Here is a 26402-nt window from a genome sequence, read left to right as displayed (position 1 = left end):
TCGAGCCGGTCACCGGGCGTCCCCCTCGGTCGCGGCGAGGATCTCGGCCAGGTGCAGCGCGCGCACTCCGGCGCGCCGCCGCGACAGCGCGCCGCCGATGTGCATCAGGCACGAGTTGTCGGCCGCGCACAGCACCTCGGCGCCGGTCCGCCGCACGGCCGCGACCTTGTCGGCGCCCATCGCGGCCGACACGTCGGCGTTCTTCAGCGCGAACGTCCCCCCGAACCCGCAGCACTCCTCCGCCCCCGGCAGCTCCACCAGGTCGATCCCGCGCACGGCGCGCAGCAGCCGCAACGGCCGGTCCCCGACCTCCAGCATCCGCAGCGAGTGGCAGGTGGGGTGGTAGGTGACGGTGTGCGGGAAGTAGGCGCCGACGTCGGTGACGCCCAGGACGTCGACCAGGAACTCCGACAGCTCGTGCACCCCGGCGGGCGGTTGGACGCCGAGGGTGGGGTACCACTCGCGGATCATCGCCGCGCACGATCCGGACGGCACCACGATCGCCTCGTAGCCGTCGAAGGTGTCGGTGAAGCGCCGGGCCAGGGGCGCGGCGTCGGTGCGGTAGCCGGTGTTGAAGTGCATCTGCCCGCAGCAGGTCTGCGCGGCGGGGAAGTCCACCTCGTGGCCGAGCCGTTCCAGCAGCCGCACGGTCGCCCGGCCGGTGCCGGGGAACAGCGTGTCGTTGACGCAGGTGACGAACAGCGCGATCCGCATCCGGGTCACCGCCCCGCCGGGGCCGTGGAGTCGCGCACCACCAGCTCGGGCTGGAACAGCACCTGCTGGTGGGCGTGGCCGCGGGGGTTGTCGCACTCGTCCAGCAGCAGCTCGGTGGCGACCCGCCCGAGCCGGTAGGTGGGCTGGCGCACCGACGACAGCGGCACCGCCGCCTCGGCGCTGAACTCGATGTCGTCGTAGCCGATCAGCAGCACGTCGCGGCCGACGTCCACGCCCGCCCGCGTCAGGGCGCGCAGCATCCCCAGGGCGAGCAGGTCGTTGGCGCAGAACACCGCGTCCGGCAGCCCCTCCGCGAGCAGCGTCCCGGCGGCCTCCTGCCCGGCCCGCACCGTCATGGTCGGCACCACCACCTCGCGGAGCGCGCCGCCGGCGGGCAGCGCGCGCCGCGCCCCGGCGGCCCGGTCGGCGCACTGGCGGATCGTCGGCGGCCCGGTGACGTAGGCGATCTCGCGGGCGCCCCGGTCGAGCAGGTGGCCGACCGCCAGGTCGCCGCCGGCGACGTCGTCCACGGCGACCGAGCACTGGCGGGCGCGGGTGGCGGTGTGGTCGAGCATGACGGTGGCGATGCCGCGCTCGCGCAGCACCTCCAGCTGCTCGGCGGTGCCGTCCACCGGGGTCAGCAGCACCCCGCGGACCCGCTGCTCGGCGAGCATCCGCAGGTTGCGGGCCTCGCGTTCGGCCAGCGCGCTGGAGCTGCACAGGATGAGCCCGTAGCCGCGCTCGTAGACGGCGTCCTCCACGCCCCGCGCGACGTCGGTGAAGAACGGGTTGGCCAGGTCCAGCACCATCAGCCCGACCGTGCGGCCCTGCCCGGCGCGCAGCGTGGAGGCCGACCCGTTGCGCACGAACCCCAGCTCGCGGATCGCCGCGTGCACGCGGTCGCGGGTGGCGGCGGCGACCCGGTCGGGCCGGTTGAGCACGTTGGACACGGTGCCGGGGGACACGCCCGCGTGCCGGGCCACCTCCCTGATCCCGACCGCGCCCCGCGCCGGATCGGTCCTGTCGCTGGTGCCCATGCCGCCCTCTCGTGCTCCCGCGGATCGCCGGTCCACTGTGGACCAGCTCATTAAAACGTGTCAATAGCCGGAGGGTGCTGTGACGGGCCCTTGACGGGTGGGAGAGCGCTGATCTAGCGTCCTCGGCACACCAGCCTTTTAAAACGTTTTACACCGAGCGGCCCCGACTTCGAGGAACGGACGCATGGCCACGGACATCGCGCGGATCAAGGCCGCGCTGCTGACCCAGCACATCGAGACGCCCTCGTGGGCGTACGGCAACTCCGGCACCCGCTTCAAGGTGTTCGCCCGGCCCGGCGTGCCCCGCACCCCGCAGGAGAAGATCGCCGACGCGGCGCAGGTGCACCGGTACACCGGGATCGCCCCCAGCGTGGCGCTGCACATCCCCTGGGACCGGGTGGACGACTACGGCGCGCTGGCGGCGTACGCGGCCGGGCACGGCCTGCGGATCGGCGCGATCAACGCCAACGTCTTCCAGGACGACGACTACATGCTGGGCAGCGTCACCAACCCCGACCCGGCCGTGCGCCGCAAGGCCCTGGACCACCTGCTGGAGTGCGTCGACATCATGGACGCCACCGGCTCGCGGGACCTGAAGCTGTGGTTCGCCGACGGCACCAACTACCCCGGCCAGGACGACGTGCGCGCCCGCCAGGACCGGCTCGCCGAGGCCCTCGCCGCCGTGTACGGGCGGCTGGGCGGGGACCAGCGGATGCTGCTGGAGTACAAGCTGTTCGAGCCCGCCTTCTACACCACCGACGTGCCGGACTGGGGCACCGCCTACGCGCACTGCCTCAAGCTCGGCCCGAAGGCGCAGGTGGTCGTGGACACCGGGCACCACGCGCCCGGCACCAACATCGAGTTCATCGTGGCGCTGCTGCTGCGGGAGGGAAGGCTCGGCGGGTTCGACTTCAACTCCCGCTTCTACGCCGACGACGACCTGATGGTGGGCGCGGCCGACCCGTTCCAGCTCTTCCGGATCATGCACGAGGTGGTGCGGGGCGGCGGGCTGGACCCGGCGGCGGGCGTGGCGTTCATGCTCGACCAGTGCCACAACGTCGAGCCGAAGATCCCCGGCCAGATCCGCTCGGTGCTGAACGTGCAGCAGGCCACCGTCAAGGCGCTGCTGGTGGACGCCGACGCGCTGCGCGCCGCGCAGCAGTCCGGCGACGTGCTCGGCGCCAACGCCGTGCTGATGGACGCCTACGACACCGACGTCCGCCCGCTGCTGGCCGACCTGCGCGCCGAGATGGGCCTGGACCCCGACCCGATGGCCGCCTACGCCGCCTCCGGGTACGCCGAGAAGATCGAGACCGAGCGGGTCGGCGGCGCCCAGGCCGGATGGGGGGCCTGACGGACATGGCGGAGCAGACGACGGCGCCCGAGGTGGCGCGGCTGCTGGAGCGCGCCCGCGCCCTGGGGTCCGACCCGCGCAACACCAACTACGCGGGCGGCAACGCCTCGGCCAAGGCCACCGTGACCGACCCGGTGACCGCCGGGGACGTCGAGCTGATGTGGGTGAAGGGCTCGGGCGGGGACCTCGGCACGCTCACCGAGGACGGGCTGGCGGTGCTGCGGCTGGACCGGCTGCGCGCGCTGGTGGACGTCTACCCCGGCGTCGGGCGCGAGGACGAGATGGTCGCCGCGTTCGACTACTGCCTGCACGGCCGGGGCGGCGCGGCCCCGTCCATCGACACCGCCATGCACGGCCTGGTCGACGCCGCGCACGTGGACCACCTGCACCCCGACTCCGGCATCGCGATCGCCACCGCCGCCGACGGGGAGGAGCTGACCCGGCGGATCTTCGGCGACCGGGTGGCGTGGGTGCCCTGGCGGCGGCCCGGGTTCCAGCTCGGCCTGGACATCGCCGCCATCAGGCGGGCGAACCCGCGGGCGATCGGGGTCATCCTGGGCGGCCACGGCATCACCGCCTGGGGCGACACCAGCGAGCAGTGCCAGGCCCACTCGCTGGAGATCATCCGCACGGCCGAGGCGTACCTCGCCGAGCACGGCCGCCCCGACCCGTTCGGCCCGGTCGTCGAGGGCCACCGCCCGCTGCCGGAGCCCGAGCGGCACGCCCGCGCCGCCGCGCTGTTCCCGCTGCTGCGCGGCCTGGCCTCCACCGACCGCCCGCAGGTCGGCCACTACACCGACGACGAGGCCGTGCTCGACTTCGTCGCCCGCGCCGAGCACCCCCGCCTTGCCGCCCTCGGCACCTCCTGCCCCGACCACTTCCTGCGCACCAAGGTCCGCCCCATGGTGCTGGACCTGCCGCCGACCGCGCCCCTGGAGGACGTCAAGGCGCGGCTGCGCGAGCTGCACGCCGCCTACCGCGAGGACTACCGCGCCTACTACGAGCGCCACGCCGTCCCCGGCTCGCCGCCGATGCGCGGCGCGGACCCGGCGATCGTGCTGGTGCCCGGCGTCGGCATGTTCAGCTTCGGCGGCGACAAGCAGACCGCGCGCGTGGCGGGCGAGTTCTACGTCAACGCCGTCAACGTCATGCGCGGCGCCGAGGCCGTCTCCTCCTACGCCCCCATCGACGAGGCCGAGAAGTTCCGCATCGAGTACTGGGAGCTGGAGGAGGCCAAGCTGCGCCGCCGCCCCAGGCCCAGGGCCCTGGCCGCGCGGGTGGCGCTGGTGACCGGCGGCGGCTCGGGCATCGGCGCGGCCACCGCCCGCCGCCTGGCCGCCGAGGGCGCGTGCGTGGTGGTCGCCGACCGGGACCTGGCCGCCGCCGAGAAGGTCGCCGCCGAGCTCGGCACCGCCGACACCGCCGTCGCGGTCGGCGCGGACGTCACCGCCGAGGACCAGGTCACCGCGGCCGTGCGCGCGGCCGTGCTGGCGTTCGGCGGGGTGGACCTGGTCGTCAACAACGCCGGGCTGTCGATCTCCAAGCCGCTGCTGGAGACCACCGCCGCCGACTGGGACCTCCAGCACGAGGTGATGGCGCGCGGCTCGTTCCTGGTCTCCCGCGAGACCGCCCGCGTCATGGTCGAGCAGGAGATGGGCGGCGACATCGTCTACATCGCCTCCAAGAACGGCGTGTTCGCCGGGCCGAACAACGTCGCCTACGGCGCGACCAAGGCCGACCAGGCCCACCAGGTGCGGCTGCTGGCCGCCGAGCTCGGCGGCCACGGCATCCGCGTCAACGGGGTCAACCCCGACGGCGTGGTGCGCGGCTCGGGCATCTTCGCCGGGGGCTGGGGCGCCCAGCGCGCCGCCGTCTACGGCGTGGAGGAGGAGCGGCTCGGCGAGTTCTACGCCCAGCGCACCCTGCTCAAACGCGAGGTGCTGCCCGAGCACGTCGCAGCCGCCGTGTTCGTCCTCACCGCCGGGGAGCTGTCGCACACCACCGGCCTGCACATCCCCGTGGACGCGGGCGTCGCCGCCGCGTTCCTGCGCTGACCCCGGGCGTCCCGGCCGCCGTCCGCCCGCGCGGCCGGGACGCCCCTCCGGGGTGCCCCTAGTCCTCGGGCCAGCCGCCGTAGGGGACGGTCAGGACCTCCATGTGGTGGCCGTTGGGGTCGTCGAAGTAGACGCCCCGGCCGCCGTCGTTGCGGTTGATCTCGCCTTCCCCGCTGCCGTCGGGGTGGGCGTGGAACCGCGCCCCCGACGCCCTGATCCGGGCGAGGATCCCGTCGAACTCCTCCTCCGGCACCAGGAACGCGCAGTGGTGCCAGCGGAAGTCGGTGGAGTCCATGTAGTCGAGGGTGACGCCGTTGCCGGTCCGCACCGGGACGAACGGCCCCCACTGCTCGCCCGCCTCCACGCCCAGGATGCGGGCCAGGAACTCGGCGGACTCCCTCTTGTCCCTGGCGGGAACGATGATGTGGTCGAGCGTCACGGACATCGTGGATCGCCTTCCTCGTCGAAGGGTCTTTCCGAAGGGACTGTCCCTCGAGTCTGGAATCTCGATCGCACTTGAGGTCAAGCCCCGGTGCGGGTAACGCCTGGGTGACTTTCCGTGTCCGCGCGGACGCCCGCCGCCATGATGGGGGCGTGCGCTCCTCTCCTTCGCTGCCGCCCTCCGGCTACACGCGCGCCCTGCCGCGCCCGCCCCGTTCCCGGCTGCCCTGGACGGCGACCGCGGTCGCCGCCGGGACGGCGGCGGTCGCCGTGGCCGCCGTGCTGGCGCTTCCCGGGGACCGGCCGCCGCGTTCGCTGACGGCGGGCGGCGGGCCCACGGCGGGCGTGGCGGGCGCGGCCACGGAGGGCACGGCGGGGACTCCGGTCGCGCCCGGCGGCCCGGCGCCCGCCCGCACGGACGTCCCGAGCCTGCTCCCCCGGACGGGCACGGCCGCGCGGCCTCCCGCGCGGCCTCCCGCGCGGACACCGGCGCGGACGCCGGGACACGCATCGGGACACGCATCGGGGCGGGCACCGGACGCCGCGCCGGAGAGGGCCGGGAAGGCGGCGGAGCCGGGACGGCGGCCCGTCCGGAAACCGCGCCGCGCCGCGCGGCCCGCGGCCGTTCCGGCCTGGGCCAGGGCCGAGTGCGCCCGGCGGTTCCCCGGCGACCCGGTGCGCCGCCGCTTCTGCGCGGCCGCGCTCGCGGGGTTCAGGGACGGCGTCCCACGCCGGTGAGCATCTCCCGCAGCCGCATCGGCCCGCCGGTCTCCCGCGCCAGCGGCGGGGTGTCCATGCCGGCGCCCTCGCGCAGCCCCTCCAGCAGCTCGCGCAGCGCGTCGACGCCGGTGTGCTCGGGGTTCCAGCCCAGCTCCTCGCGGGCGCGCGTGACGTCCATGATCGGCAGGCGCAGCACCATGTCGACCAGGTGCGGGGAGGCGGGCACCAGGTTCAGCCGCCACGCGGCGGCGACCGCCGCCCGCGCCCCGACGGCCGGGACCGGCACCCGCCGCGCCCGCAGCACCTCGGCGAGCACGGCGGCGTCGATGACCGGCTCGGCGGCGATGTTGAACGGCCCCCGCACGTCCCGCGTCACCGCCAGCCGGTACGCCTGCGCCATGTCCTCGGTGTGCAGGGCCTGGAACGCCAGCCCCGGGATGTCGGGCACGACCGGGACCATCCCCGGCCGCACCAGCCGCCCCGGCAGCAGCGGCCCGGCGAACAGCCGCCGCTGCTCGGACGCCGCCTCCCGCTTGAAGACGAACCCGGGCCGCAGCCGCACCACCCGCACGTCGGGGTGGTCGGCCTGGAAGGAGTCCAGCAGGCGTTCCACGTACGCCTTCTCCCGGCCGTAGGCGGCCTCGGGCCAGCCGTGGGTCGGCCAGGACTCGTCGCGGGGGTGCTCCTTGTCGGCCAGGGACGGGACGGGGGAGTAGGCCCCCACCGACGAGGCGTACACCAGCGCCGGGACCCCGGCCTCGGCGACGGCGCGGAACACGCGGGCGCTGCCGATGACGTTGTTGTCCCAGGTCACCCGCGGCCGGTGGGTGGGCTGGAACAGCCAGGCCAGGTGGACGACGGCGTCGGCGCCCCGGAAGTGCGCGGCCAGGTCGTGCCGGGCAACGTCGGCCTCGGCCCACTCGGTCTTGTCGATCTTCAGCTCGGCGGGCCGCCGGGACAGTCCCAGGACCGAGTCGATCCCGGGGTCGGCGGCCAGCGCCCGGACGGTGCTGGTGCCCACGTTGCCGGTGGCACCGGTGACGACGACGCGCATGACGCGGCTCCTTGTCCGAGGTCGGGGCGATTGCCCTGGTCAGCCGCCCCTACCCGGTCATGGGCCGGACATGCGCGCCGGGCGTGCCGGTCAGGCCGCCTCGGCGATCCGGCGGGTGACGTCGGCGCGCAGCGCGTCGACGTCCGCGCCCGCCGCGCGCAGCACCCGCACCGAGGTGAACTCGGGGTCGTGCAGCACGCCCAGCAGGACGTGGCCGCTGCTGATGTGGTTCTGCTTGAGCCTGATGGCGTGCCGCAGGGCCAGTTCGAGAGATTTCTTGGCCTGTTTGGTAAAGGGGATGTGGCCCTTGCGGGACTTGCGGAACCGGCCCGCCGGAGCGTCGAGGGCGCCCTCGCCGAAGCTCCACTCGGCCGCCGCGCGCACCGCCTCCAGGTCGATGCCGATCAGCCGCAGCGCCTCGGCGTCCAGGGGGCCCTCCGGCCGGCGGGCGTGGTCGAGGCGGGCGCGCAGGCCGCCCGGGTCGAGGCCGTGGGCGCGCAGGGTCGCGGCGGCCGACCCGTCCGCCTCCAGCAGGCCGAGCAGGACGTGCTCGGTGCCGATCTCGCCGTCGCCCAGCTCGCGGGCCACCTCCTGCGCGGTGACGACCGCGAGCCGGGCGTGCCTGGAGAAACGTTCGAACATCTCACTTCTCCCTTGAGAGGATCCGGCGTCCCCCGCCGTGCTTCTTGTGGACGGCCTGCCGGCTCACGCCGAGGCAGGCCGCGATCTCCTGCCAGGACCAGCCCTGCTCGCGGGCGCTGGCGACCTGGAGCGCCTCCAGGCGCTCGGCCAGCTCGCGCAGGGCGCGCACGGCCCGCAGGCCGACGGCGGGGTCCCGGCTGCCCGCCTCCTGGGCGAGCCTCACTCCGTCGTTCATGGTGTCAATCTAGATTGACGCGCCCGGCATGTCAACCGCAGTTGACATCTCGGAGGGGGTCAGCGGGTGACGACCAGGGTGGCCAGCAGGTCGTCCAGGCTGATGATCCCGACGGGCCGCCCGTCGGAACCCAGCACCAGACCCAGATGGCTGTGCGCGGCGCGCAGCTGCGCCACCGCCTCGGCCACCGGCGTGTCGACCGGCACGGCGGGCACCGGGTGCGCCAGCCCGCCCGCCGGGGTGCGGCGGCCCCGCGCCCGCGCCAGGTAGGCGTCGCGGACGTGCACCATGCGGGCCGGCCCGCCGCGCCCCCCGCCCTCGCCGTCCGGGCCGCTCAGCATGATCCGCAACCGTCCGGTGCGGGCGGCGGTGTCCACGACCTGCTGCGGCGTGGCGGTGGCGGGCACCGACACGACCCGCTCGGGCGGGATCACCAGGTCCGCCAGCGGCGCGCGGGGGGCGTCTAGCGCGGCGGTCAGCAGGGTCAGGTCGCTCTCCTCGATGAGGCCGAGCCGCCGGGACTCGACGGCCAGCGCGCGCAGCTGCTCGGGGGTGCGCGACACGTCGATCGCGTCGCGGGGCTCCACCCCGATCGCGCGCAGCAGCAGGTTGGTGACGGCGTTCAGCGCGGCGAGGGCGGGCCGCACCACCGTGGTGAACGCGCGGAACGGCGGCGCGAGCCCGGTGGCCGAGCGCTCGGGATGGGCGATGGCCCACGACTTCGGCGCCATCTCCCCGATCACCATGTGCAGGAACGTCACCAGCGCCAGCGCCAGCACGAACGCCACCGCGTGCGCGGCGGCCTCCGGCAGCCCCAGCGAGTGGAACAGCGGCGTCAGCGTCCCGGCGAACACCGGCTCCGACACCAGGCCCAGCCCCAGCGAGCACATGGTGATGCCGAGCTGCGCGCCCGCAAGCATCAGCGACAGCTCGCGGATCCCCGCGACCGCCGACGCCGCGCCCCGCGACCCCCGCGCGGCGGCCTTCTCCAGCCGCGGCCGCTTGGCCGCCACCAGCGCGAACTCGGCGGCGACGAAGAACCCGTTGCCCGCCAGCAGCAACAGGGTCAGCGGCGCCCCCACCGACAGGTTCACGGGGCCTCCTCCAGGCCGACGGCGCGCAGCCGGATCAGCTCCGGGACGTGCCGGTGCACCGTCAGCACCTCCACCACCGCCCGGCGCGGCGGCTCGCCCATGCGGGTCGGCGGCAGGTCGACGGTGACCACGTCGCCGGGCTCGGCGACGCGGCCGAGACGTTGCAGCAGCAGCCCGGCGACGGTCTCGTAGTCGCCCTCGGGCAGCGCGATGCCGGTCTCGTGGGCGACCTCGTCGGTCCGCAGCCCCGCGTCGGTGGTCCACCACTCGCCGCGCCGGATCGCCAGGTCCTCGCCCGCGTCGTTCTCGTCGGCGATCTCCCCGACCAGCTCCTCGGCCACGTCCTCCCAGGTGACCAGCCCGGCGAAGCCTCCGTACTCGTCCACCACGCAGCCCAGCGGCACGTCGGCGGCCTGGAGCCGGTCGACCACGTCGGGCAGCGGCAGCGACGACGGCAGCAGCAGCGGCGGGCGGGCGACCGCCCGCACCGGGGCGGCGTCGATCTCCTCGGGGGTGAGCCGGACCAGGTCGTCCAGCCCGACCACGCCCAGCACGTCGTCGATGCGGTCGCCGACCACCGGGTAGCGGGTGTGCCCGTGCGCGGTGATGATCTCGCTGAGGACGCGCAGCGGCGCGTCGGCCGACACCGTCACCACGTCCACCCGCGGCACCATCACCTCCCCGGCGGTCCGCTCGGAGAACGACAGCGCCCGCTCCAGCAGGTCGGCGTGGCCCTCGGCCAGCTCCTCGCCGGACTCGCCGATGATGTGGCCGAGCTCCTCCAGCGTCGCGCCGTGGTGCAGCTCCTCCACCGGCTCGATCCCGACCGCCCGCAGCAGCCGGTTGGCGGAGGCGTCGAACAGCCGGATCAGCGGCGAGGCCAGCTTCAGGTACAGGAGGGTGGAGGAGGCCAGCGCCCGCGCCATCGGCTCGGCCCGCGCCAGCGCCAGGTTCTTGGGGAACAGCTCGCCCAGCACCATCTGGACCACCGTGGCCAGCACGAACCCGGCGGTCAGCGCGGCGCCGTCGACCATCGCGCGCGGCGTCCCGAGGGCCCGCAGCGGCGGCGCGATCAGGTCGGCCAGCGCGGGCTTGGCGATGAACCCGACCACCAGCGCGGTCACGGTGATGCCGAGCTGCGCGCCCGACAGCATGAACGACAGCCGCTCCATCACCCGCACCGCGCGGGCCGCGCCCCGGTCGCCGGAGCGGGCGCGCTGCTCCAGCGCGATCCGGTCGGCGGTGACGAACGCGAACTCCTGCGCCACGAAGTAACCGGTGGCGGCGGTCAGCAGCAGGACGGCCAGCAGGCCGAGCACGGCGTTCATCACCGCATTCCCTTCCCCGTCAAGATCCTCCCTACCCCGCCGGACCGCCGGCTGAAATCCCGCCGTGAGCTGGAGTGCGCCCATCTCCCGTGATAGGCACGAAGAGTCCCAGGGTTAACGGTTTTTCTCAGCGGTGGGAGGGCCAATGACCGACGACCGGCGGCCCCGGCCCGTCTTCGACCCCGCCATCCCCGGCGGCGAGCGCGCCCTGCTGGCCGCCTCGCCCGAACGCCTGGTCGCCGCCGGCCGCCCCGCGCCGCCGCCCCCGCGTCCGGGCCCGTGGACGATCGCCGCGCGGGTCGTGTGGATCCCGCTGTTCGCGTTCTTCTACGGGGTGTTCCCCGGCGGCTGGTTCCGGCTGTTCTTCCTGGCCTCGCTCGACGACGACGACCTGATGGGCGGGTTCCTGCGGTGGGGGCGGCTGCCGCTGGCGGCGATGACCGTCACGCCCGCCGTGCAGATCGCGCTGCTGCTGCTCGGGCAGGAGGAGGCCGCCGGGGCGCTGGCCGCCGCGAGCTTCACCGCATGGGCCGCCGGCGCGGTCCGCTACCTGCGCGAACCGGCCGCCGCGCGGGCCGCCCGCGAGCACCACGGCCGCTACCTGCTGCCCGGCGACTTCGACCGGCCCGCCGCGCGGCTGCTGGCCCGCGCCCAGCGCGCCGTGGACGCGGTGCTGGGCTCGGAGTCGCACCGCGCCGGGCTGCTGGACGCGGTCGACAACGCCGTGGCGCTGCCGCGCGAGGAGTGGGCGATCGCCGAGGCGCTCGCCGAGCACACCCGGCTGCGGCGCGAACGCCGCCGCCAGCAGCCCGCGCGGCTCGGCCCCGAGGTCCGCGCCCTGCTGGAGCCGCAGCGGCGCGCCCTGGACCTGTCGGTCCGCTCCGTCACCGCGCGCGTCGAGGCCCTGGAGGACTACGCGCGCCGCGTGCGGGCCGCCGACGACGCCTTCCACGAGTGGCGGGTGCTGCGCGGGATCCCCGAGCAGAACGCCCGCTACCGGGAGCTGCTGGCCGCGACCGTCCGCGACGACCTGGCCCGCGCGGAGATCGACCGGCTGGCCGCCGACGCCGAACGCGCCGAGCGGGCGTTCCGCGGCAGCGTCCGCACGGCCCTGGCCGCCGCCCCCGAGCCCGGCCTCGGGCATCCGGCCTGATCACCGGCCCGGCATCCCCGGCCGCCACGTTTAGGACGGCCCCACGGGGAACGGCACCGGCACGCGAAACCTCGTCGCAGGAGAGGAAGCGACCGGTGAAACTGCTCTACAAGCCGCTGTCGATCCTGTTCAGCGTGCTCGGCGGACTGCTCGCCGGGACGCTGTTCAAGCAGGTCTGGAAACGCGCCGCGGGCCAGGACGACGCGCCCGACGCCGACGACGCCAACTACACCTGGCGGCAGGTCCTGATCGCCGCCGCCGTGCAGGGCGCGATCTTCGGCCTGGTGAAGGCGGCCGTGCAGCGCGCGGGCGCGCAGGCCGTCCGGAAGAGCACCGGGCGCTGGCCCGGCGACGACTGACCGCACCAGGAGACCCCGATGCCCCTGTTCCGGAAGAAGGCCACCCCCGACTCCCCGACCGACCTGTCGCCGGTGTCGTGGTGGGCCGCGGTGAAACGCTCCTTCGGCGAGTTCCAGGACGACGCCCTGCCCGACTGGGCCGCCGCCCTCACCTACTACAGCGTTCTGTCGATCTTCCCGGCGATGCTGGTGGTGATCTCGCTGGTCGGGCTCGGCGGCAAGGGGCTGTCCCAGGACCTGATCACCAACGTCGGGCAGATCGCGCCCGGCTCGGTCAAGCAGGTCCTCGCCAACGCGCTCACCGAGCTGCAACGCGGCCAGGGCGGGGCGGGCCTGGTCGCGGTGCTCGGTCTGCTCGGCGCGATCTGGGCGGCGTCGGGCTACGTGGCGGCGTTCATGCGCGCCTCCAACGCCATCTACGACGTCCCCGAGGGGCGGCCCATCTGGAAGACGACGCCGATCCGGGTCGCCGTCACCCTCGTCACGCTGGTGCTGCTGGCCGCCTCCGCGGTCGCCGTGGTGGTGTCCGGGCCGATCGCGCGCCAGGTCGGCGACCTGCTCGGCCTGGGATCGGCCGCCGTCACGGCGTGGAGCATCGCCAAGTGGCCGGTGCTGGTGCTGGTCGCCAGCTTCCTGATCTCGCTGCTGTACTGGGCCTCGCCCAACGCCAAGCAGGGCTTCAAGTGGGTCACCCCCGGCGGCGTGCTGGCGCTGCTGCTGTGGGCGGCGGCCTCGGCGGGCTTCGCCTTCTACGTCGCCAACTTCAGCTCCTACAACAAGACCTACGGCAGCCTCGCCGGGATCATCATCTTCCTGGTCTGGCTGTGGATCACCAACCTGGCGATCCTGCTGGGCGCCGAGGTGAACGCCGAGCTGGAACGCGGCCGCGCCATCGCCGGGGGAGTGCCCGAGGAGCAGGAGCCCTACGTCGAGCCCCGTGACACCCGGGGCTTCGACGAGGACGAGATGGAGAGTCTCAAGGCCCTGAAACGCAAGGACCACTGAGCCCGCCGATGAGCCCGCCGGGTGCGGCGGCGGTCACAGCAGGCTCACCGCGCGGTCGACGGCGGCCGCCACGTCGCCGTCGGCCGGGTACAGCAGCGAACGGCCCACCACCAGCCCGCGCACGTTGGGGTGGGCCAGGGCCTTCTCCCAGGAGGCGAACGCGGCGTCGGCGTCGGTGACCTCGCCGCCCAGCAGCAGCACCGGCAGCGTCGTGGCGGCCAGCACCCGTTCCATGTCCGGCACCACCGGCAGCTTCAGCCACGTGTAGGCCGAGGTGCGGCCCAGCCCCGACGCGACCGTCACCGACCGGATCACCGCCTCCGGCGACAGGTCGTTGCGCAGCCGCCCGTCCTGCCAGGACGCCCAGAACGGCTCGACCAGCGCCAGCAGCCCCAGCTCGGCCAGCTCGTTGACCGCCTGCGCCGCGCCCGCGAGGGTGAACGCGGTGTTCTCGTCGTCCGGCGCGATCCGCAGCAGCAGCTTGCCCCCGTCGAACCGCATGCCCGCGACGCCCCGCGCGTCGTACCCGGTGAAGCGGTCGTCGGCCTCGAACACCGCCCCCGCCAGCCCGCCCCGGTTCATCGACCCGAAGACCGACTTGCCCTCCAGCGCGCCGAGCAGCAGCAGGTCCTCCAGGACGTCGGCGGTGCCGAGCGCGCCGGTGACGCCGGGGCGCCCCAGCGCCGTGCCCAGCCGCCGCAGCAGCTCGCCCCGGTCCGCCATGGCGAGGGGGTCGCCGCCCGCGCCCAGCGCGGCGCGCGCCGGATGGTCGGCCGCGATGATCAGTGCTCTGCCGTGGTCGCCGAGCGGGGACACCGCGCGGGCGCGCCGGGCGGCGGCGGCCGCGATGGCGCCGGGGTCGTGGGCGCGCGCGTCGATGACGTGCCGGAGCGGATCGGTCACTGCACACCTCGCAGTCTCGGCGGGGAGCGGTCCCCTCCACGATGCCATCCCCGGTCCGAAGATCTAAGAGGGCAGTTCCCGTCCGAAGTAGCGGCTCCCGGGGGCGCAGGCGTAGAGGCCGAACGGCGGGACCTCCGCGTAGCCCGCCGACTCGTAGAGGGCGATCGCCTCGGGCTGCCCGGTGCCGGTCTCCAGCACCAGGCGCCGCCGCCCCGCCCCGCGCGCGGTGCGCTCCAGCTCGGCCAGCACCCGCCGCGCCAGGCCCCGGCCCCGCGCCTCCGGCACCACGTACATGCGCTTGAGCTCGGCGTCGCCGTCCCGGAACCCCGGCTCGCCGCCGTCGTGGGCGCGCCACCCGCCGCACGCGACCGGCGCGCCGTCCAGGTAGCCGACCAGGAACAGCCCGCGCGGCGGCGCGAACTCGGCCGGCCCGGTCGGGGTCTCGTCCGGGCCGCCGTACCGCGCGACGTACTCCTGCTGCACCTCGGCGACCAGCTTCGTCGCGTCGGGGTGGTCGTAGGCGCGGACGAGGATCTCCACGGGCCCCACGGCCATCGCCCTCACTCCTCCCGGTGCAGCAGGAACGTCCCGGTCGCGCGGCTGAGCAGCGTGCCGTCGGTGCGGACGACGCGCGCCTCGGCGTAGGCGACCTGCCGCGCCATCCGCACGACCTCGCCGCGCACCCGCAGCTCGTCCCCGGCCCGGCCGGGCCGCATCGTCTCGGTCTTGATCTCCAGCATGGCGCGGGACCGGTCCCGGCCGCCGAGCCCCGCGTTGATCGCGAAGTTCATGGCGGCGTCCAGCAGGACGGTGTGCACCCCGCCCTGCACGATCCCGGCCGGGTTGCAGGCGATCGCGGCGGGCCGCCACACCGCCTCGGCGCAGACCGTGCCGTCGTCGTCGGTCCCGTACCTCACGAACTCCGCGCCGAGCGCCCCCAGCAGGGGCATGCCGCCGTCGCCGAGCCACCGGTCCATGTTCCGCATCGTGCGCCTCCGTCCCGCCGCGTTCGGATCGATCATGGCCGGAGTCCGCCCCGGCGCACCAGCTGCCGGACGATGACGTCGCGCTGGATCTCGTTGGTGCCCTCGCCGACGATCATCAGCGGGGCGTCGCGGAAGTAGCGTTCGACGTCGAACTCGGTGGAGTAGCCGTAGCCGCCGTGGACGCGCACGGCGTTCAGCGCGATCTCCATGGCGGTCTCGGAGGCGAACAGCTTGGCCATGCCCGCCTCCAGGTCGCAGCGGTCGCCGGAGTCGAAGCGCTCGGCGGCGTGCAGCACGAGCTGGCGGGCGGCGGTGAGCTTGGTGGCCATGTCGGCGAGGTAGTTGCCGATCGACTGGTGCCGCCAGATCGGCCGGCCGAAGCTCTCGCGCTGCTGCGCGTAGGCGAGGGCGTCCTCGAACGCGGCCCGCCCGACGCCCAGGGCGCGGGCGGCGACCTGGAGCCGCCCGGTCTCCAGCCCCTTCATCATCTGCGCGAACCCGCGCCCTTCCGCCTCGCCCAGCAGCGCCGAGAGCGGGGCGCGGTGGTCGTGGAAGGCCAGCTCGCAGCTCTCGACGCCCTTGTAGCCGAGCTTGGGCAGGTCGCGGGAGACGGTCAGGCCGGGGCCGTGCTCGACCAGCAGGATGCTGATGCCCGCGTGGGCGGGCTCGGCCGCAGGGTCGGTCTTGCACAGCAGCGCGATGAGCCGGGAGCGGCGCGAGTTGGTGATCCAGGTCTTGGTGCCGTTGACCACGTACTCCTCGCCGTCGCGGCGGGCGGTCGTGGTGATCGCCTGGAGGTCGGAGCCGCCGCCGGGCTCGGTCAGCGCCATGGTGGCGCGGATCCGCCCGGTGGCCATCCCGGGCAGGTAGCGCCGCTTCTGCTCCTCGGTGCCGAACGCCAGGATCAGCTTGGCGACCACCGTGTGTCCGCCCATCGCCCCGGCCAGGCTCATCCACCCGCGCGCCAGCTCCTCGGTGACCCGCACGTAGCAGGGCATCGACACCGCCGTCCCGCCGTGCGACTCGGGGATCGCCAGCCCGAACACGCCGAGGGTCTTCATCCGCTCGATGAGCTCCTCGGGGTAGGCGTCGGCGTGCTCCAGCTCCCGCGCGACCGGTCGGACCTCGCGGTCGACGAACTCCCGCACGGTCGCGACGACCGCCCGTTCCTCCTCGGTCAGCTCTGCCATGCCCGCAACTCTCGCATACCGTGCGAAGGCCCCGGAAAGGCCCCGGAGTGGAAGCGGCCGCGGTCAGAAGAGGGTGGGCGGCTCCGCCGGGACCGGCTCGGGCAGCGGCGCCAGCCCGGGCACCCGCGCCCGCACCTGCTCGTGGAAGCGGCGGGCGAGGGGCAGGGACTCGACGTTGTCGGGCGTGTGGACGAACACCGTCGGGGAGCGCCCCTCGCGCAGCCATCCGACGACCGTGTCGACCCAGAACGCCCAGCCCTCGACGGTGCGGTCCACGTCGTCGCGGCCCAGGTACCGCACGAACGGCCGGTCGGTGAGCGCGGCCGAGCGGCGCGGCACGCGCGGCTTCCTCGTCCAGGCCTCGCGTTCGGCGTCGCTGGTCGGCGGGCTCTGGAACAGGGTGACGGTGTCGAACGGCACCCACTCGGCGCCGAAGCCGTTCAGGACCTGCTCCAGCGTCCGGGCGGCCCGCGCGTCCTCGAAGAACGCGCGGTGCCGCACCTCGACGGCGTACCGGTGGGTGCGCGGCAGGTGGCGCAGGAACGCCGCCAGCGCGCCCAGGTCGTTCGGCCCGAACGCGCCGGGCAGCTGCACCCACAGGAACTCGGCGCGCGGCCCCAGGGGCTCGATCGCCGCCAGGAACTGCCGTAGCGGCTCGTCGATCCCGTGGAACCTGCGCTCGTGCGTGATGGTCTTGGGCAGCTTCGGCAGGAAGCGGAAGCCGGGGGCGGTCTGCGCCGCCCACGACTCCACCGTCGCGCGCGAGGGCGTCGCGTAGAAGGTCGTGTTGCCCTCCACCGCGTCGCACCAGGACGCGTAGGCCCGCAGCCGCTCCTCCGGCGGCAGCGGATGCGGCAGGAACCGGCCCTGCCACGGCTTGAGCGTCCACATCGCGCATCCCACATGAAGCCGCATGACCTCGACGTTAGCGGAGGCCCGGGGCTTACCGGGCAGGGGCTTACCGGACGGGGGTCTCGTCGTCGTAGAGCCGGGTGACGATCCTGCCGTCGCGGGTGACGTAGGCGTTGATCACGCCCTTGGTGCTGTGCGGGACGGCCAGGTTGCCCCGGGCGTCCAGGGCGATGGCGGCCCCGGTGGCGCCGAGCGCGGGGATCTTCTCGGTGACGACCCGGGCGGCGGCGGCCTGGACGGGCTGGTTCCCGTACTCCATCAGCGCGGAGATGTCGTGGGCGGCGGTGCCGCGGATGAACACCTCGCCGGTCCCGGTGCACGACACCGCGACGGTGCGGTTGTTGGCGTAGGTGCCCGCGCCGATGATCGGGGAGTCGCCGACCCGGCCGACCTGCTTGTTGGTCAACCCGCCGGTGGAGGTGGCGGCGGCGACGTTGCGGGAGCGGTCGAGGCCGATCGCGCCGACCGTGCCGCCGACCTCGGTGTGCCCGTTCCCCGCCCCGTTCCTCGCCTGGGCGCGGCCCTTGGCGGCCATGAGCTGGTCCCAGCGCTTCTGGGTCCAGAAGTAGTCCTGGGTGGTGTAGGGGAGGCCGTTGCGCAGCGCGAACTGGTCGGCCCCCTTGCCCGCCATCATGACGTGCGGGGACTTCTCCATGACCAGGCGCGCCAGGGAGATGGGGTTCCTGGTGTTGCGGACCCCGGCGACCGCCCCGGCCTTGAGGTCCTTGCCGTTCATGATGGACGCGTCCAGCTCGTGTTCGGCGTCGGTGTTGAAGACCGCGCCCTTGCCCGCGTTGAAGTTGGGGTCGTCCTCCAGGACGTTGACGGCCTTCTCCACCGCGTCCAGCACCGGCCGCCCCCGCCTGATCAGGTCGTGGCCGGTCCGCGCGGCGCGGGTGAGCGCGTCGCGGTAGGCCTTCTCCTGCTCGGGGGTGAGGCTGCCGCGCGGCAGCGACCCGGCTCCGCCGTGGACGGCCAGCACGACGTCGCGCACGACCGACCCGCCGCCGGGGGCCGGCGCCGCGGCGGGGGCGGCGGGGGCGCGGCGCGGTTCGGCGCTGGCCAGCTGCGCGCCGGACAGCCCGGCCGCGAGGGCGGCGAGTCCGGCGCAGACGAGGATGGAACGCTTGGGGGACCGCATCGGGGGACCTCCTCGGGAGCTTGATCGAGAAGGTCGTCCCCGAGCGGTCCCGGATCGACACCAGCGAAACCTGCCAAGCGGTCACCGGCCGAGCCGGGCGATCCTGCCCTTCTCGCCGGAGGCCCAGCAGGCACCGTCGCGGGCGCAGTCCACGGTGTCGAAGCCACCGGTGTCGAACCGCCGCCACGTGCGGCCACCGTCGAGGGTGTAGTCGCTGCCGGTCGGCCCCACCGCCAGCGCGGCCGGGCCGGAGTAGGCGGGCCAGGTCAGCCCGGAGCGGTACTCGGCGGGCGGCCGGGACGCGGCCCGCCACGTCCGGCCGCCGTCGCGGGTGACGGCGGCGGCGGTGGGGGAGGGCTGGCCGGGCCGGTAGTCGCCGCCGACCGCGATGCCGTGCCGCGCGTCGCGGAACGCCACCGCGAACACGCCCGAGGAGGCGCTGCTCGGCAGCGGCGTCTCGGCGACGGTCCAGGTGCGGCCCCGGTCCCGCGAGTGGAACACCCGCGACGCCTTCCCGCCGCCGGTCGCCATCCACACGTTCCGCGACCCGTGGGCGACCAGGCACTGCCCGCTGGCCGCGAACCCGGCCTCGCCCTCCAGCGCCGGCGGCATCCCCGCGGAGGGCAGCACCCTCCAGCTCGCGCCCCCGTCGGAGGTGGCCAGGATGCGGAACCTGCCGTCCACCGGGTCGCTCATCGCCAGCCCGTTGCGCCGGTCGAAGAACGTCATGCAGTCGTAGAACGCCCGGGGGTCGTCGTTGCGGAAGCCCAGCGTCCAGGTCCTCCCGCCGTCCACCGTCCGGTAGACGCGCGAGGCGTCGCCCTCGCCGATGGCCAGCACCACGGCGCGGTCGGCGTCGAACGCCTCCACGTCCCGGAACTCCAGCCCGGCGGCATCGGGCGGCGCGACCTTCCGCCAGGTCCGGCCGCCGTCGACGGTCCGCAGCACGTTCCCGCCGCTGCCCGCCGCCCAGGCGACGTTCCGGTCGACGGCGGCCAGCCCGCGGAACCGCGCCTCCACCCCGGTCGGCTTCAGCTCCCAGCCGAACCGGGGCGCGGTGCGGGAGGGCGCGGCCGGGGAGGGCGCGGCGTGGGCGGGGGCGGCCAGCAGAGCGGCGCCGAACGCCAGCCCGCCCGCCGCGGCGAGGGTTCTGCGCGCGGTCGTGAGGTCCATGGGGCGAAAGCTAACGAACCCCGACCAACCCGTCCAGGGCCGGTCAGGCGGCCGATCCCGCCTCGGTGAACATGCCCGCCTCCCACAGCCGCCGGACGTGGGCGATCATCGGCGGGCCGAGCGCGCGCAGGCCCTCCGGGTCGTTGTCGACGGCGCGCGCGGTCACCAGCGCGCTCGTCGCCGCGACGATCATCTGGCAGGTCCGGCGGCCCGCCTCGCCCGTCACGCCCAGGATGTCGGCCAGCCCCGCGGTGATGGTGTCCTGCACGCCGGTCCGGCGCGCCATCGCCTCGGGCCCGGCCGCGAACACCTCGACCAGGAACAGCCGCGTGTAGGGCCACTCGGCGGCCAGCGCGTCGAGATAGGCGGTGTAGACGACCGCGAACCGCTCCACCGGCTCCACCGGCTCGCCCGGCGCGCCGGGCGAGCCCGGCTCGACCATCGCCAGCAGGCGTTCCAGCAGCAGTTCCCCGGCCCGGTCGAAGGCGGCCATGAAGCAGTCGAGCTTCGAGTCGAAGATCCGGTAGAAGGTCTGCCGCGACACCCCGGCCCGGCGCAGCACGTCCTCCACCGACGTACGCGCGTACCCCTTCTCCGCCATCACCGCGGCCATCGCGGCGCACAACCGGTCCCGCTGGATGCGCTCCACCTGGTCGGGCGGCAGCGCGTGCCGTCCCCGAGGCAGTCGACGCTGTGATGTATCCGACATCCGATCACTCTACGGCCTGTTCGGGGGGACGGCGTGGACGTCCCCGTCCGGACGCCCGCGCGTCCTTGTCGCGGCGGGCGCGTCCGCTTATCCTCACCGCACCGGACGACGGGGAACCGCACGTGAAGTGGTGGCGACGGCGCAGGCACATCGAGCGGCTGACCGACCTGTCCGCGGCGCGCCCGGACGAGCTGTCCGCCGACCGCCGCCTGGAGCTCCACCTGCAACGGCGGGCCGCCGGATACCCGGTCGTCACCCTGGTCATCCTGGTCCTCGGCCTCATCGTCACGGCGGGCAGCCTCCGGGAGGCCACGCGGACCGTCGCCGCCGCCTTCGAGGAGATCCGCACCTCCCGGGAGGGGCAGATCACCGAGCGGTACAGCAGGGCCGTCGAGCAGCTCGGCTCCCCGACGGTCGACGTGCGGTTCGGGGCCGTGCACGCGCTGGACCGCATCGCCCGCGACTCGCCCCGGGACCGGCCCACCATCGTCGCGGTGCTGGCCGCGTTCGCCCGCGAGCACGACCCCCGGCCGGGCGCGAAGCCCCCCGCCGAGCCCGGCACCGACGTGCAGGCGGCGCTGAGCGTGCTGGGACGGCCGGACATGACCCCGGCGCCGGGGACCCGCCTGGACCTGCACGGGCTCCGGGTGCCGGGCGTCCACCTCCCGGGGGCGACCCTGGAGGGGGCGAACCTGAACCGCGCCGACCTGTCCCGGGGGCAGCTGCGCGAGGCGCGTCTGGCGGGGGCCGACCTCCGCGACGCCGACCTGTCGAAGGCGGACCTCCACGGGGCGGTGCTGACCGGGGCGCGGCTCACGGGGGCGCGGCTGGCCGGGACCGACCTCAGGTGCGCCTTCCTGTCGGGGATCGCGGACGGCGACCAGCAGCGCATCCGGGACGAGGCGCTGGTGGACTCCTGCACGCGTTTCGGGTGAGCGCCGAGGCGTCAGGGCCGGGCGGGCTGCCGGCACGCCCGGTCCAGCGGGCGTCCCTCCGGCCAGGCGAGCCGGATGAACCGGACGCTCCTGGTCCGGTCGTCCAGCCGCACGATCGCCACCGCCTTGTTGTAGGGCGTGGCCCGGTCGGTCAGGCAGATCCAGCCGCTCGCGCCGCGCACGCGCTGGGGACCGCGCAGCCGCCGCCACGCCTCCGGGACCGAGTCCAGGCTCGGGACCACGCCGGGCTTCGCGACGCGGTTCTGGACGCTCTCGATCGACAGCAGGGCGCTGTCGTGCATCGTGATGGCGCGGCCGGTGCGGAGGTCGACCGGGCCGCTCCCCTTCTCCTCGGACAGGAACCTCCGCAGTCGCTCGAAGTCGTCCTTGGAACCGCCGGTCTTCGGAGCCCCGGACGTGGTCCAGGCGTCCTGGTGGGTCACCGTCGCGTACACGACCTCCAGGCCCCTGCCGCGTGCGAAGGCCGCCCAGTCCATGTGGGGGTCGAGCGCCAGGGTCGAGGCGCCCGACGCGGTGACCAGCCGGAACCGGCGTTCCTCGCAGCCCCGGCCGCCGAGCGCGGACACGAACGACGCGAGCGCGGGCGGACGGCCCGTGAAGAAGACCGTGTCGGCCTTGGAGTCGCAGAGGTTGTTGACCATCCGCGCGTAGTCGTTCGAGGTGGCGTGCTCGGGGAGGAACTGCTCGGGCGCGTAGGGAGTGCCCCTGGTGACCAGGCGGAACGCGCGGCGCAGGGACTCCGCGTACAGGTCCTTGTCGGAGACGTCCTCCACCAGGAAGGAGCGCTTGGGGTCGGATCTGAGGTGCGCGACCAGCGCCCGCGCCTGGTCGATGTTCGACGGCACCACCTTGGCCAGGCGGGGGAGCTCCGCTGACATCTCCAGGCGCTCGGCGGTGATGGGGCCGCCGACCACCGGGATGCGGATCCGGTTCAGCTCCCTGATGGTTTCGAGGTTCTCCGCGTGGCTGAGGTTGAACCCGAACACCATGCGGAGGTTCTCGGTGGCGGTCTGCCTCTCCAGGTGCGGGATCACGCGCCTCCAGTCCTTCAGCCCGCTGCCCGGGTTGGCCAGCACGAGCCGCACGCGCAGGCGGCCGGCGCCGGGGTGCGCCCGCGCCTCCCGGTTCGCCAGGGCCTGGGCCGCCTACGCTCCCTGGACCTCCTGGAGGGCCTGGCGGCGTTCGGCCTCCTGGTGCCCCCAGCGGTAGGACATCGGCACCATCAGCGCGATGGTGACGTAGGCCTCGCGCGTGGGGGAGGAGGGCGCGGCCCGGGCGAACGCGTTCTCACCCTTGATCTTCGCCGAGAGATCCCGGAGCGAGGGGTGGAAGACCTCGCCGCACTCGGTGACCCCGACGGTCTCCCCGTCGCCTCCCCTGGAGACCCCGGGCCCGCACGGGTCGGCGGGGCGGCGGGACCGCTCCGGCGGGCAGCCCGACGCCGTGACCAGCAGGGCCGCCACGAGGGCGAAGGCGGTGAAACGCGCGCGCTCCATGTCCGGATGGTCGCCGCGTGACGGGACGCTGTCCATGGGACCGCCGGTCCCGGCCACCCACCGGCCGTGGCCGGGACCGGCGGCCGGTCACAGGTCGAGGACGAGCCTCGGGCAGGCCGCGCGGGACACGCAGATCATCATGGTGTCGTGGGCGGCCCGTTCCTCCGGGGTGAGCAGGGAGTCGCGGTGGTCGACCGTCCCCTCCAGGACGGGGGTCTCGCACGTTCCGCAGGTGCCCTCGCGGCAGGACGACAGCACCGGCGTGCCCGCCTCCTCCACGGCCTCCAGGACGGACCTGCCCGGTGGGACGGTCACGGTCGTCCCCGACCGGGCCAGTTCCACCTCGAACGCCCCGTCCAGCACGGGTTCGCCGACCTCCCTGGGCGAGAACCGCTCGACCCGCAGCGCCCCGGGCGGCCAGGCGGCGCAGCGTTCCTCGACGGCCTCCAGCAGCCCCTCGGGGCCGCAGCAGTAGACGAGGGTGCCGGCGCGGGGCGTGCCGAGGAGCGCGTCCAGGTCGAGCAGGCCGGACTCGTCCTGCGGGTGGAGGGTGACGCGTCCGCCGTGGTCGGCCTCCAGCCGCTCGCGGAACGCCATGGTCGCGCGGCTGCGCCCGCCGTACACCAGACGCCAGTCCGCGCCGCGCCGCTCGGCCTCGGCCGCCATCGGCAGCAGCGGGGTGATCCCGATGCCGCCCGCGATGAACAGGTAGCGCGCGGCGGGCTCCAGCGCGAAGTGGTTGCGCGGCCCCCGGACCCGGAGCGGCGACCCCGCCGCCAGCCGGTCGTGGACGTGGGCCGAGCCGCCGCGCCCGTCCGGCTCCCGCAGCACCGCGACCTGCCAGCGCGAACGGTCGGCCGGGTCCGAGCACAGCGAGTACTGGCGGACCAGGCCGGGGCCCAGCACCAGGTCGACGTGCGCGCCGGGCTCCCAGGCGGGCAGGTCGCCGCCGTCCGGGCGGGTCAGGGTGAGCAGGACGACGCCGTCGGCGACGCGGTCGCGTCCGGCCAGGGTCAGGTCGAGGTCGACCTCGGTGCCCGGCGGGCTCAACGTGGTCACGGGGCTCCCTCCGCCGGGCGGTCGTGGTCCTCGGGGTGGCCGAGGAGCCAGTCCCACAGCGGGACCGGGTCCTCGAAGGCGCGCTCGGCGCCGCAGTGGCACACCGCCAGCAGCCGGTCGGTGCCCGGCATCCAGTGGACGCGGTGCAGCGCGGTGCCCGTGTTCACCGTGCCCGTGTTCACCGTGCCCGCCTTCACCGGGCCATCCGGGCGAGGAGGCGGCGGGCGGCCAGGCCGCCGGTGTCGATGTTGATGCTGAGCTCCTGGTAGCCGGGCTTCTCGGTGTCCAGGGCCTTCTGCAGCACGTTCAACGCGTCCACGTCCTGCATCACCACGGTGTGGTTGTTCTTGTGCAGGAACTCGGTGACCTCCCGGTCGTCGAGCGCGAAGTCCCGCGCCACCGCCCAGAAGTCGTAGGTGTGCCTCCCGGTCGAGGGCGTGATGGCGTACACGACCTCGACGTGGAAGGCGTGCGGGTCGGTGCCGTCGGCGTTCGGCGGCGGGGAGCCGACCGGCGCGACCCGCGAGTGCAGCAGGTACAGGCAGGGCGCGTGGTACTCGATGTCCTGCCAGCGGGTGATGCGGCCCTGGATGCCGGTGGAGTTGGCGTAGAACGGCGGGCACTCGGCGTCGTCCATGTGGCGGCTGACGTGCACCACGCCCGCCTCCTCGTCCACCGTGGTGGTGATCGGCGTCTCGGCGACCTCGGGGGTGCCGATGTAGCCGCCGTGCAGGTACGTCTCGTGCGACAGGTCCAGCAGGTTGTCCACCAGCAGGCCGTAGTCGCAGTCGATCGGCTCCATGCCCGACACGACGGTGTACTCCGGCGAGTCCAGCCACGGGGCGCGCGGCGGCAGCAGGCCGCCGGGTTCCCCGTCGCCGATCCACACCCACACGAAAGAGTCCTGCTCGACCACGGGATAGGCGGTGAGCCGCGCGGTGCGGGGGATGCGCTGCTGCCCGGGGACGTAGGTGCACACGCCGTCGGTGCCGTAGGTGAAGCCGTGGTACCCGCACTGGATCCGGTCGCCGACCAGCCGGCTCGGGGCCTGCGACAGCGGGTAGCGGCGGTGCACGCAGCGGTCCGACAGCGCGACGGGGCGGCCGTCCTCGGTGCGGTACAGCAGGATCGGCTCGTCCAGGAGGGTGCGGCCGAGCGGCTCGCGTCCGACCTCGCGGGCGTAGGCGGCGACGTACCACTGGTTGCGCACGAACGCGGTCATTCTCGTCTCCTCGGGGCGGGAAGGGGGTGCTGCGACGACCGGCCGGTGCAGGCCATCGTGAACCAGCTCACTCCGCCCGGTCCGCGCCCTTTCCGGATGCCGGAAAACGGGAACGGCCCGCCCTCGGGACGCGGTCACCCGTAGGAGGTGGTCACCGCCCGGGAGATGGCGCGGGCGCTGGTGCACACCAGGGGCGCCAGGGCCTGGGCCGTGGTGGTGCCGTGCCGCACCACCAGCGACACCGCCGCGACCACCGCGCCGCCCTCCCCGTGGACGGGGGCCGCGACCGACAGGGCGTCCATGGTCACCTGCCGGTCGCTGACCGCGTAGCCGCGCGTGCGGACGTGCGCCAGCATGCGCCGCACCTCGTCGGCGTCGGTGACGGTGAGCTCGGTGAAGCGCGGCAGCGGCCCGGCGAGCACCCGCTCCTGGACCTCCGGCGGGGCGTGCGCGAGCAGCGCCAGCCCGACGCCGGTGGCGGTGAGCGCGAACCGCCCGCCCACCCTGGTCAGCACCGGCACGGCACCCGATCCGGCGATGCGCTCGATGAAGACCAGTTCGGCGCCCTCGCGCACGGCGAGCTGCACGTTCTCGCGGGTCACCTGGGACAGGTCCTCCAGGAACGGCAGCGCCCGCTCGCGCAGCCCCTGCCCGCGCGGCGCCAGGCAGCCGATCTCCCACAGCCGCAGCCCGACCCGGTAGCGGCCGTCGTCGCCGCGTTCCAGCGCGCCCCAGTCCAGCAGGTCGCGGGCCATCCGGTGGACGGTCGACACCGGCAGGTCCGCCCGCCGGGCCAGCTCGCTCAGCGTCAGCGCCGGATGCCGCGCGTCGAACGCCCCGAGGACCCGCAGCGCCCGCCCCAGCACCGGCCCGGTCCCCGTCACGGCAGCACCCCCCGGCCGTCGCGGGTCTCGAAGACCAGCTGGGTCTGGGTCTGGCGGACCACCGCGTGCACGGTGACGTGCTCCAGGATGAGGTCGCGCAGGCTCTCGGCGTTGGGGACGGCGACGTGCAGCAGGAAGTCGTCGTCGCCCGCCACGTGCAGGACCGACAGCGTGCCGGGGATCGTCACCAGGTCGTCGTAGAGGGCGCGGACCAGGTCGCGGCTGTGGCTGCCGAGCCGCACCTTGATGATCGCCTGGAGGGGGCGGCCCAGGGGGGCCGGGTCCAGCCGCGCGTTGACCGACCGGATCACCCCCGACCGCCGCAGCGCCCGCACCCGGTAGGCGCAGGTGGACTCGGCGACCCCGGCGCGGGCGGCGAGCGCGGCGTTGGTCAGGCGGCCGTCCTCGACGAGCGCGGCGAGGATCCTCAGGTCGGTCTCGTCCAGGGCCCCCGGCGGGGCTTGCGGTTTCTTCGGCGGCGGCGCTGCCACGGGGCCCTCCGGTTGGTGAATCCACGAAGATACGGGGAGTAAGCCATCACTTCTGCGACAAGCATTGCAGTTGATTGGCGTTCCGCCCAG

General features: G+C 74.7%; 30 protein-coding genes. 7 read left to right on the top strand and 23 right to left on the bottom strand.

The window, feature by feature from the left end; all coding sequences use genetic code 11:
- Positions 1–9: 9 nt before the first annotated feature.
- Positions 10–714: a (Fe-S)-binding protein gene (locus HNR61_RS44100; protein ID WP_182849108.1), complete on the bottom strand. Its 705-nt coding sequence runs from the start codon at positions 712–714 to the stop codon at positions 10–12.
- A 5-nt stretch (positions 715–719) separates the two neighbouring features.
- Positions 720–1751 (bottom strand): LacI family DNA-binding transcriptional regulator, encoded by a 1032-nt coding sequence (locus HNR61_RS44095; RefSeq protein WP_182849107.1) that lies wholly within the window; start codon positions 1749–1751, stop codon positions 720–722.
- A gap of 184 nt (positions 1752–1935) precedes the next feature.
- On the opposite strand from HNR61_RS44095, the gene rhaI reads away from it, so the two are divergent.
- Positions 1936–3105 carry an L-rhamnose isomerase gene (rhaI, locus tag HNR61_RS44090; RefSeq protein ID WP_182849106.1) on the top strand — a complete coding sequence of 390 codons (1170 nt, stop codon included), beginning with the start codon at positions 1936–1938 and terminating at the stop codon, positions 3103–3105.
- A gap of 5 nt (positions 3106–3110) precedes the next feature.
- Complete coding sequence (locus HNR61_RS44085) at positions 3111–5159, top strand: bifunctional aldolase/short-chain dehydrogenase (protein ID WP_246444999.1); 2049 nt, start codon at positions 3111–3113, stop codon at positions 5157–5159.
- Positions 5160–5217: 58 nt separating this feature from the next.
- On the opposite strand, the gene HNR61_RS44080 is transcribed toward HNR61_RS44085, so the two are convergent.
- A complete protein-coding gene (locus tag HNR61_RS44080) occupies positions 5218–5604 on the bottom strand; it encodes a VOC family protein (RefSeq protein WP_182849104.1) in 387 nt (128 codons plus the stop codon).
- A 149-nt stretch (positions 5605–5753) separates the two neighbouring features.
- On the opposite strand from HNR61_RS44080, the gene HNR61_RS44075 reads away from it, so the two are divergent.
- Positions 5754–6338, top strand: a complete 585-nt coding sequence (locus HNR61_RS44075) for a hypothetical protein (protein ID WP_182849103.1) — start codon at positions 5754–5756, stop codon at positions 6336–6338.
- On the opposite strand, the gene HNR61_RS44070 is transcribed toward HNR61_RS44075, so the two are convergent.
- From HNR61_RS44070 to HNR61_RS44050, 5 genes are all read right to left on the bottom strand, one after another.
- Positions 6313–7374: an NAD-dependent epimerase/dehydratase family protein gene (locus HNR61_RS44070; protein WP_182849102.1), complete on the bottom strand. Its 1062-nt coding sequence runs from the start codon at positions 7372–7374 to the stop codon at positions 6313–6315. The two genes, HNR61_RS44075 and HNR61_RS44070, sit on opposite strands and share 26 nt — an antisense overlap.
- Before the next feature lie 90 nt (positions 7375–7464).
- Positions 7465–8016 carry a Clp protease N-terminal domain-containing protein gene (locus tag HNR61_RS44065; RefSeq protein ID WP_182849101.1) on the bottom strand — a complete coding sequence of 184 codons (552 nt, stop codon included), beginning with the start codon at positions 8014–8016 and terminating at the stop codon, positions 7465–7467.
- Position 8017: 1 nt separating this feature from the next.
- On the bottom strand, positions 8018–8251 hold the full coding sequence (locus tag HNR61_RS44060; protein ID WP_067811584.1) for a helix-turn-helix domain-containing protein: 234 nt from the start codon (positions 8249–8251) through the stop codon (positions 8018–8020).
- A 59-nt stretch (positions 8252–8310) separates the two neighbouring features.
- On the bottom strand, positions 8311–9345 hold the full coding sequence (locus tag HNR61_RS44055) for a hemolysin family protein (RefSeq protein ID WP_182849100.1): 1035 nt from the start codon (positions 9343–9345) through the stop codon (positions 8311–8313).
- Positions 9342–10673, bottom strand: a complete 1332-nt coding sequence (locus tag HNR61_RS44050; protein ID WP_182849099.1) for a hemolysin family protein — start codon at positions 10671–10673, stop codon at positions 9342–9344. The genes HNR61_RS44055 and HNR61_RS44050 overlap by 4 nt, the downstream gene beginning before the upstream one ends.
- A gap of 145 nt (positions 10674–10818) precedes the next feature.
- Between HNR61_RS44050 and HNR61_RS48870 the strand changes: the two genes are divergently transcribed.
- The 3 genes from HNR61_RS48870 (at position 10819) to HNR61_RS44040 (ending at position 13190) form a co-directional block, all read left to right on the top strand.
- On the top strand, positions 10819–11826 hold the full coding sequence (locus HNR61_RS48870) for a hypothetical protein (protein ID WP_246444997.1): 1008 nt from the start codon (positions 10819–10821) through the stop codon (positions 11824–11826).
- A gap of 95 nt (positions 11827–11921) precedes the next feature.
- Complete coding sequence (locus HNR61_RS48865; RefSeq protein WP_312898390.1) at positions 11922–12185, top strand: DUF4235 domain-containing protein; 264 nt, start codon at positions 11922–11924, stop codon at positions 12183–12185.
- Positions 12186–12203: 18 nt separating this feature from the next.
- A complete protein-coding gene (locus HNR61_RS44040) occupies positions 12204–13190 on the top strand; it encodes a YihY/virulence factor BrkB family protein (protein WP_182849098.1) in 987 nt (328 codons plus the stop codon).
- A 33-nt stretch (positions 13191–13223) separates the two neighbouring features.
- On the opposite strand, the gene HNR61_RS44035 is transcribed toward HNR61_RS44040, so the two are convergent.
- The 8 genes from HNR61_RS44035 to HNR61_RS44000 form a co-directional block, all read right to left on the bottom strand.
- On the bottom strand, positions 13224–14141 hold the full coding sequence (locus HNR61_RS44035) for a Cgl0159 family (beta/alpha)8-fold protein (protein WP_182849097.1): 918 nt from the start codon (positions 14139–14141) through the stop codon (positions 13224–13226).
- A 15-nt stretch (positions 14142–14156) separates the two neighbouring features.
- Positions 14157–14648: a GNAT family N-acetyltransferase gene (locus HNR61_RS44030; protein ID WP_182849096.1), complete on the bottom strand. Its 492-nt coding sequence runs from the start codon at positions 14646–14648 to the stop codon at positions 14157–14159.
- A gap of 5 nt (positions 14649–14653) precedes the next feature.
- Positions 14654–15079, bottom strand: a complete 426-nt coding sequence (locus tag HNR61_RS44025) for a PaaI family thioesterase (protein WP_182849095.1) — start codon at positions 15077–15079, stop codon at positions 14654–14656.
- Between the two features lie 32 nt (positions 15080–15111).
- On the bottom strand, positions 15112–16269 hold the full coding sequence (locus tag HNR61_RS44020; protein ID WP_182849094.1) for an acyl-CoA dehydrogenase family protein: 1158 nt from the start codon (positions 16267–16269) through the stop codon (positions 15112–15114).
- A gap of 63 nt (positions 16270–16332) precedes the next feature.
- Positions 16333–17184, bottom strand: coding sequence for a DUF72 domain-containing protein (locus HNR61_RS44015; RefSeq protein ID WP_182849093.1), 852 nt, complete (start codon positions 17182–17184; stop codon positions 16333–16335).
- Positions 17185–17227: 43 nt separating this feature from the next.
- Positions 17228–18322 (bottom strand): isoaspartyl peptidase/L-asparaginase family protein, encoded by a 1095-nt coding sequence (locus HNR61_RS44010; protein ID WP_182849092.1) that lies wholly within the window; start codon positions 18320–18322, stop codon positions 17228–17230.
- 81 nt (positions 18323–18403) lie between these two features.
- Positions 18404–19495, bottom strand: a complete 1092-nt coding sequence (locus tag HNR61_RS44005; RefSeq protein WP_182849091.1) for a WD40/YVTN/BNR-like repeat-containing protein — start codon at positions 19493–19495, stop codon at positions 18404–18406.
- 43 nt (positions 19496–19538) lie between these two features.
- The gene (locus tag HNR61_RS44000) at positions 19539–20204 is read right to left on the bottom strand and encodes a TetR/AcrR family transcriptional regulator (RefSeq protein ID WP_182849090.1); all 666 of its coding nucleotides are present in this window, start codon (positions 20202–20204) and stop codon (positions 19539–19541) included.
- 122 nt (positions 20205–20326) lie between these two features.
- Here HNR61_RS44000 and HNR61_RS43995 point away from each other — a divergent pair, with 122 nt between their 5' ends.
- The gene (locus HNR61_RS43995; RefSeq protein ID WP_182849089.1) at positions 20327–21139 is read left to right on the top strand and encodes a pentapeptide repeat-containing protein; all 813 of its coding nucleotides are present in this window, start codon (positions 20327–20329) and stop codon (positions 21137–21139) included.
- Positions 21140–21150: 11 nt separating this feature from the next.
- Here the strand turns inward: HNR61_RS43995 and HNR61_RS43990 are convergent, their stop codons facing one another.
- The 7 genes from HNR61_RS43990 to HNR61_RS43960 all read right to left on the bottom strand — a co-directional run bounded on the left by HNR61_RS43990 (position 21151) and on the right by HNR61_RS43960 (position 26312).
- Positions 21151–22245: an ABC transporter substrate-binding protein gene (locus HNR61_RS43990; protein WP_182849088.1), complete on the bottom strand. Its 1095-nt coding sequence runs from the start codon at positions 22243–22245 to the stop codon at positions 21151–21153.
- Positions 22246–22305: 60 nt separating this feature from the next.
- Complete coding sequence (locus tag HNR61_RS43985) at positions 22306–22656, bottom strand: hypothetical protein (protein WP_182849087.1); 351 nt, start codon at positions 22654–22656, stop codon at positions 22306–22308.
- Between the two features lie 87 nt (positions 22657–22743).
- Positions 22744–23715 (bottom strand): PDR/VanB family oxidoreductase, encoded by a 972-nt coding sequence (locus HNR61_RS43980; protein WP_312898388.1) that lies wholly within the window; start codon positions 23713–23715, stop codon positions 22744–22746.
- Positions 23712–23897: a hypothetical protein gene (locus tag HNR61_RS43975; RefSeq protein WP_182849128.1), complete on the bottom strand. Its 186-nt coding sequence runs from the start codon at positions 23895–23897 to the stop codon at positions 23712–23714. Before HNR61_RS43975 ends, HNR61_RS43980 begins: the two co-directional genes overlap by 4 nt.
- Before the next feature lie 11 nt (positions 23898–23908).
- Positions 23909–24937 (bottom strand): Rieske 2Fe-2S domain-containing protein, encoded by a 1029-nt coding sequence (locus HNR61_RS43970; RefSeq protein ID WP_182849086.1) that lies wholly within the window; start codon positions 24935–24937, stop codon positions 23909–23911.
- 134 nt (positions 24938–25071) lie between these two features.
- The gene (locus tag HNR61_RS43965) at positions 25072–25821 is read right to left on the bottom strand and encodes an IclR family transcriptional regulator (RefSeq protein WP_312898387.1); all 750 of its coding nucleotides are present in this window, start codon (positions 25819–25821) and stop codon (positions 25072–25074) included.
- Positions 25818–26312 (bottom strand): Lrp/AsnC family transcriptional regulator, encoded by a 495-nt coding sequence (locus tag HNR61_RS43960; protein WP_182849085.1) that lies wholly within the window; start codon positions 26310–26312, stop codon positions 25818–25820. The genes HNR61_RS43965 and HNR61_RS43960 overlap by 4 nt, the downstream gene beginning before the upstream one ends.
- Between the last annotated feature and the right edge of the window lie 90 nt (positions 26313–26402).

This window comes from Actinomadura kijaniata, assembly GCF_014138665.1.
Classification (GTDB): Bacteria; Actinomycetota; Actinomycetes; order Streptosporangiales; family Streptosporangiaceae; genus Spirillospora; species Spirillospora kijaniata.
This window is presented reverse-complemented; position numbering and strand designations above follow the sequence as displayed.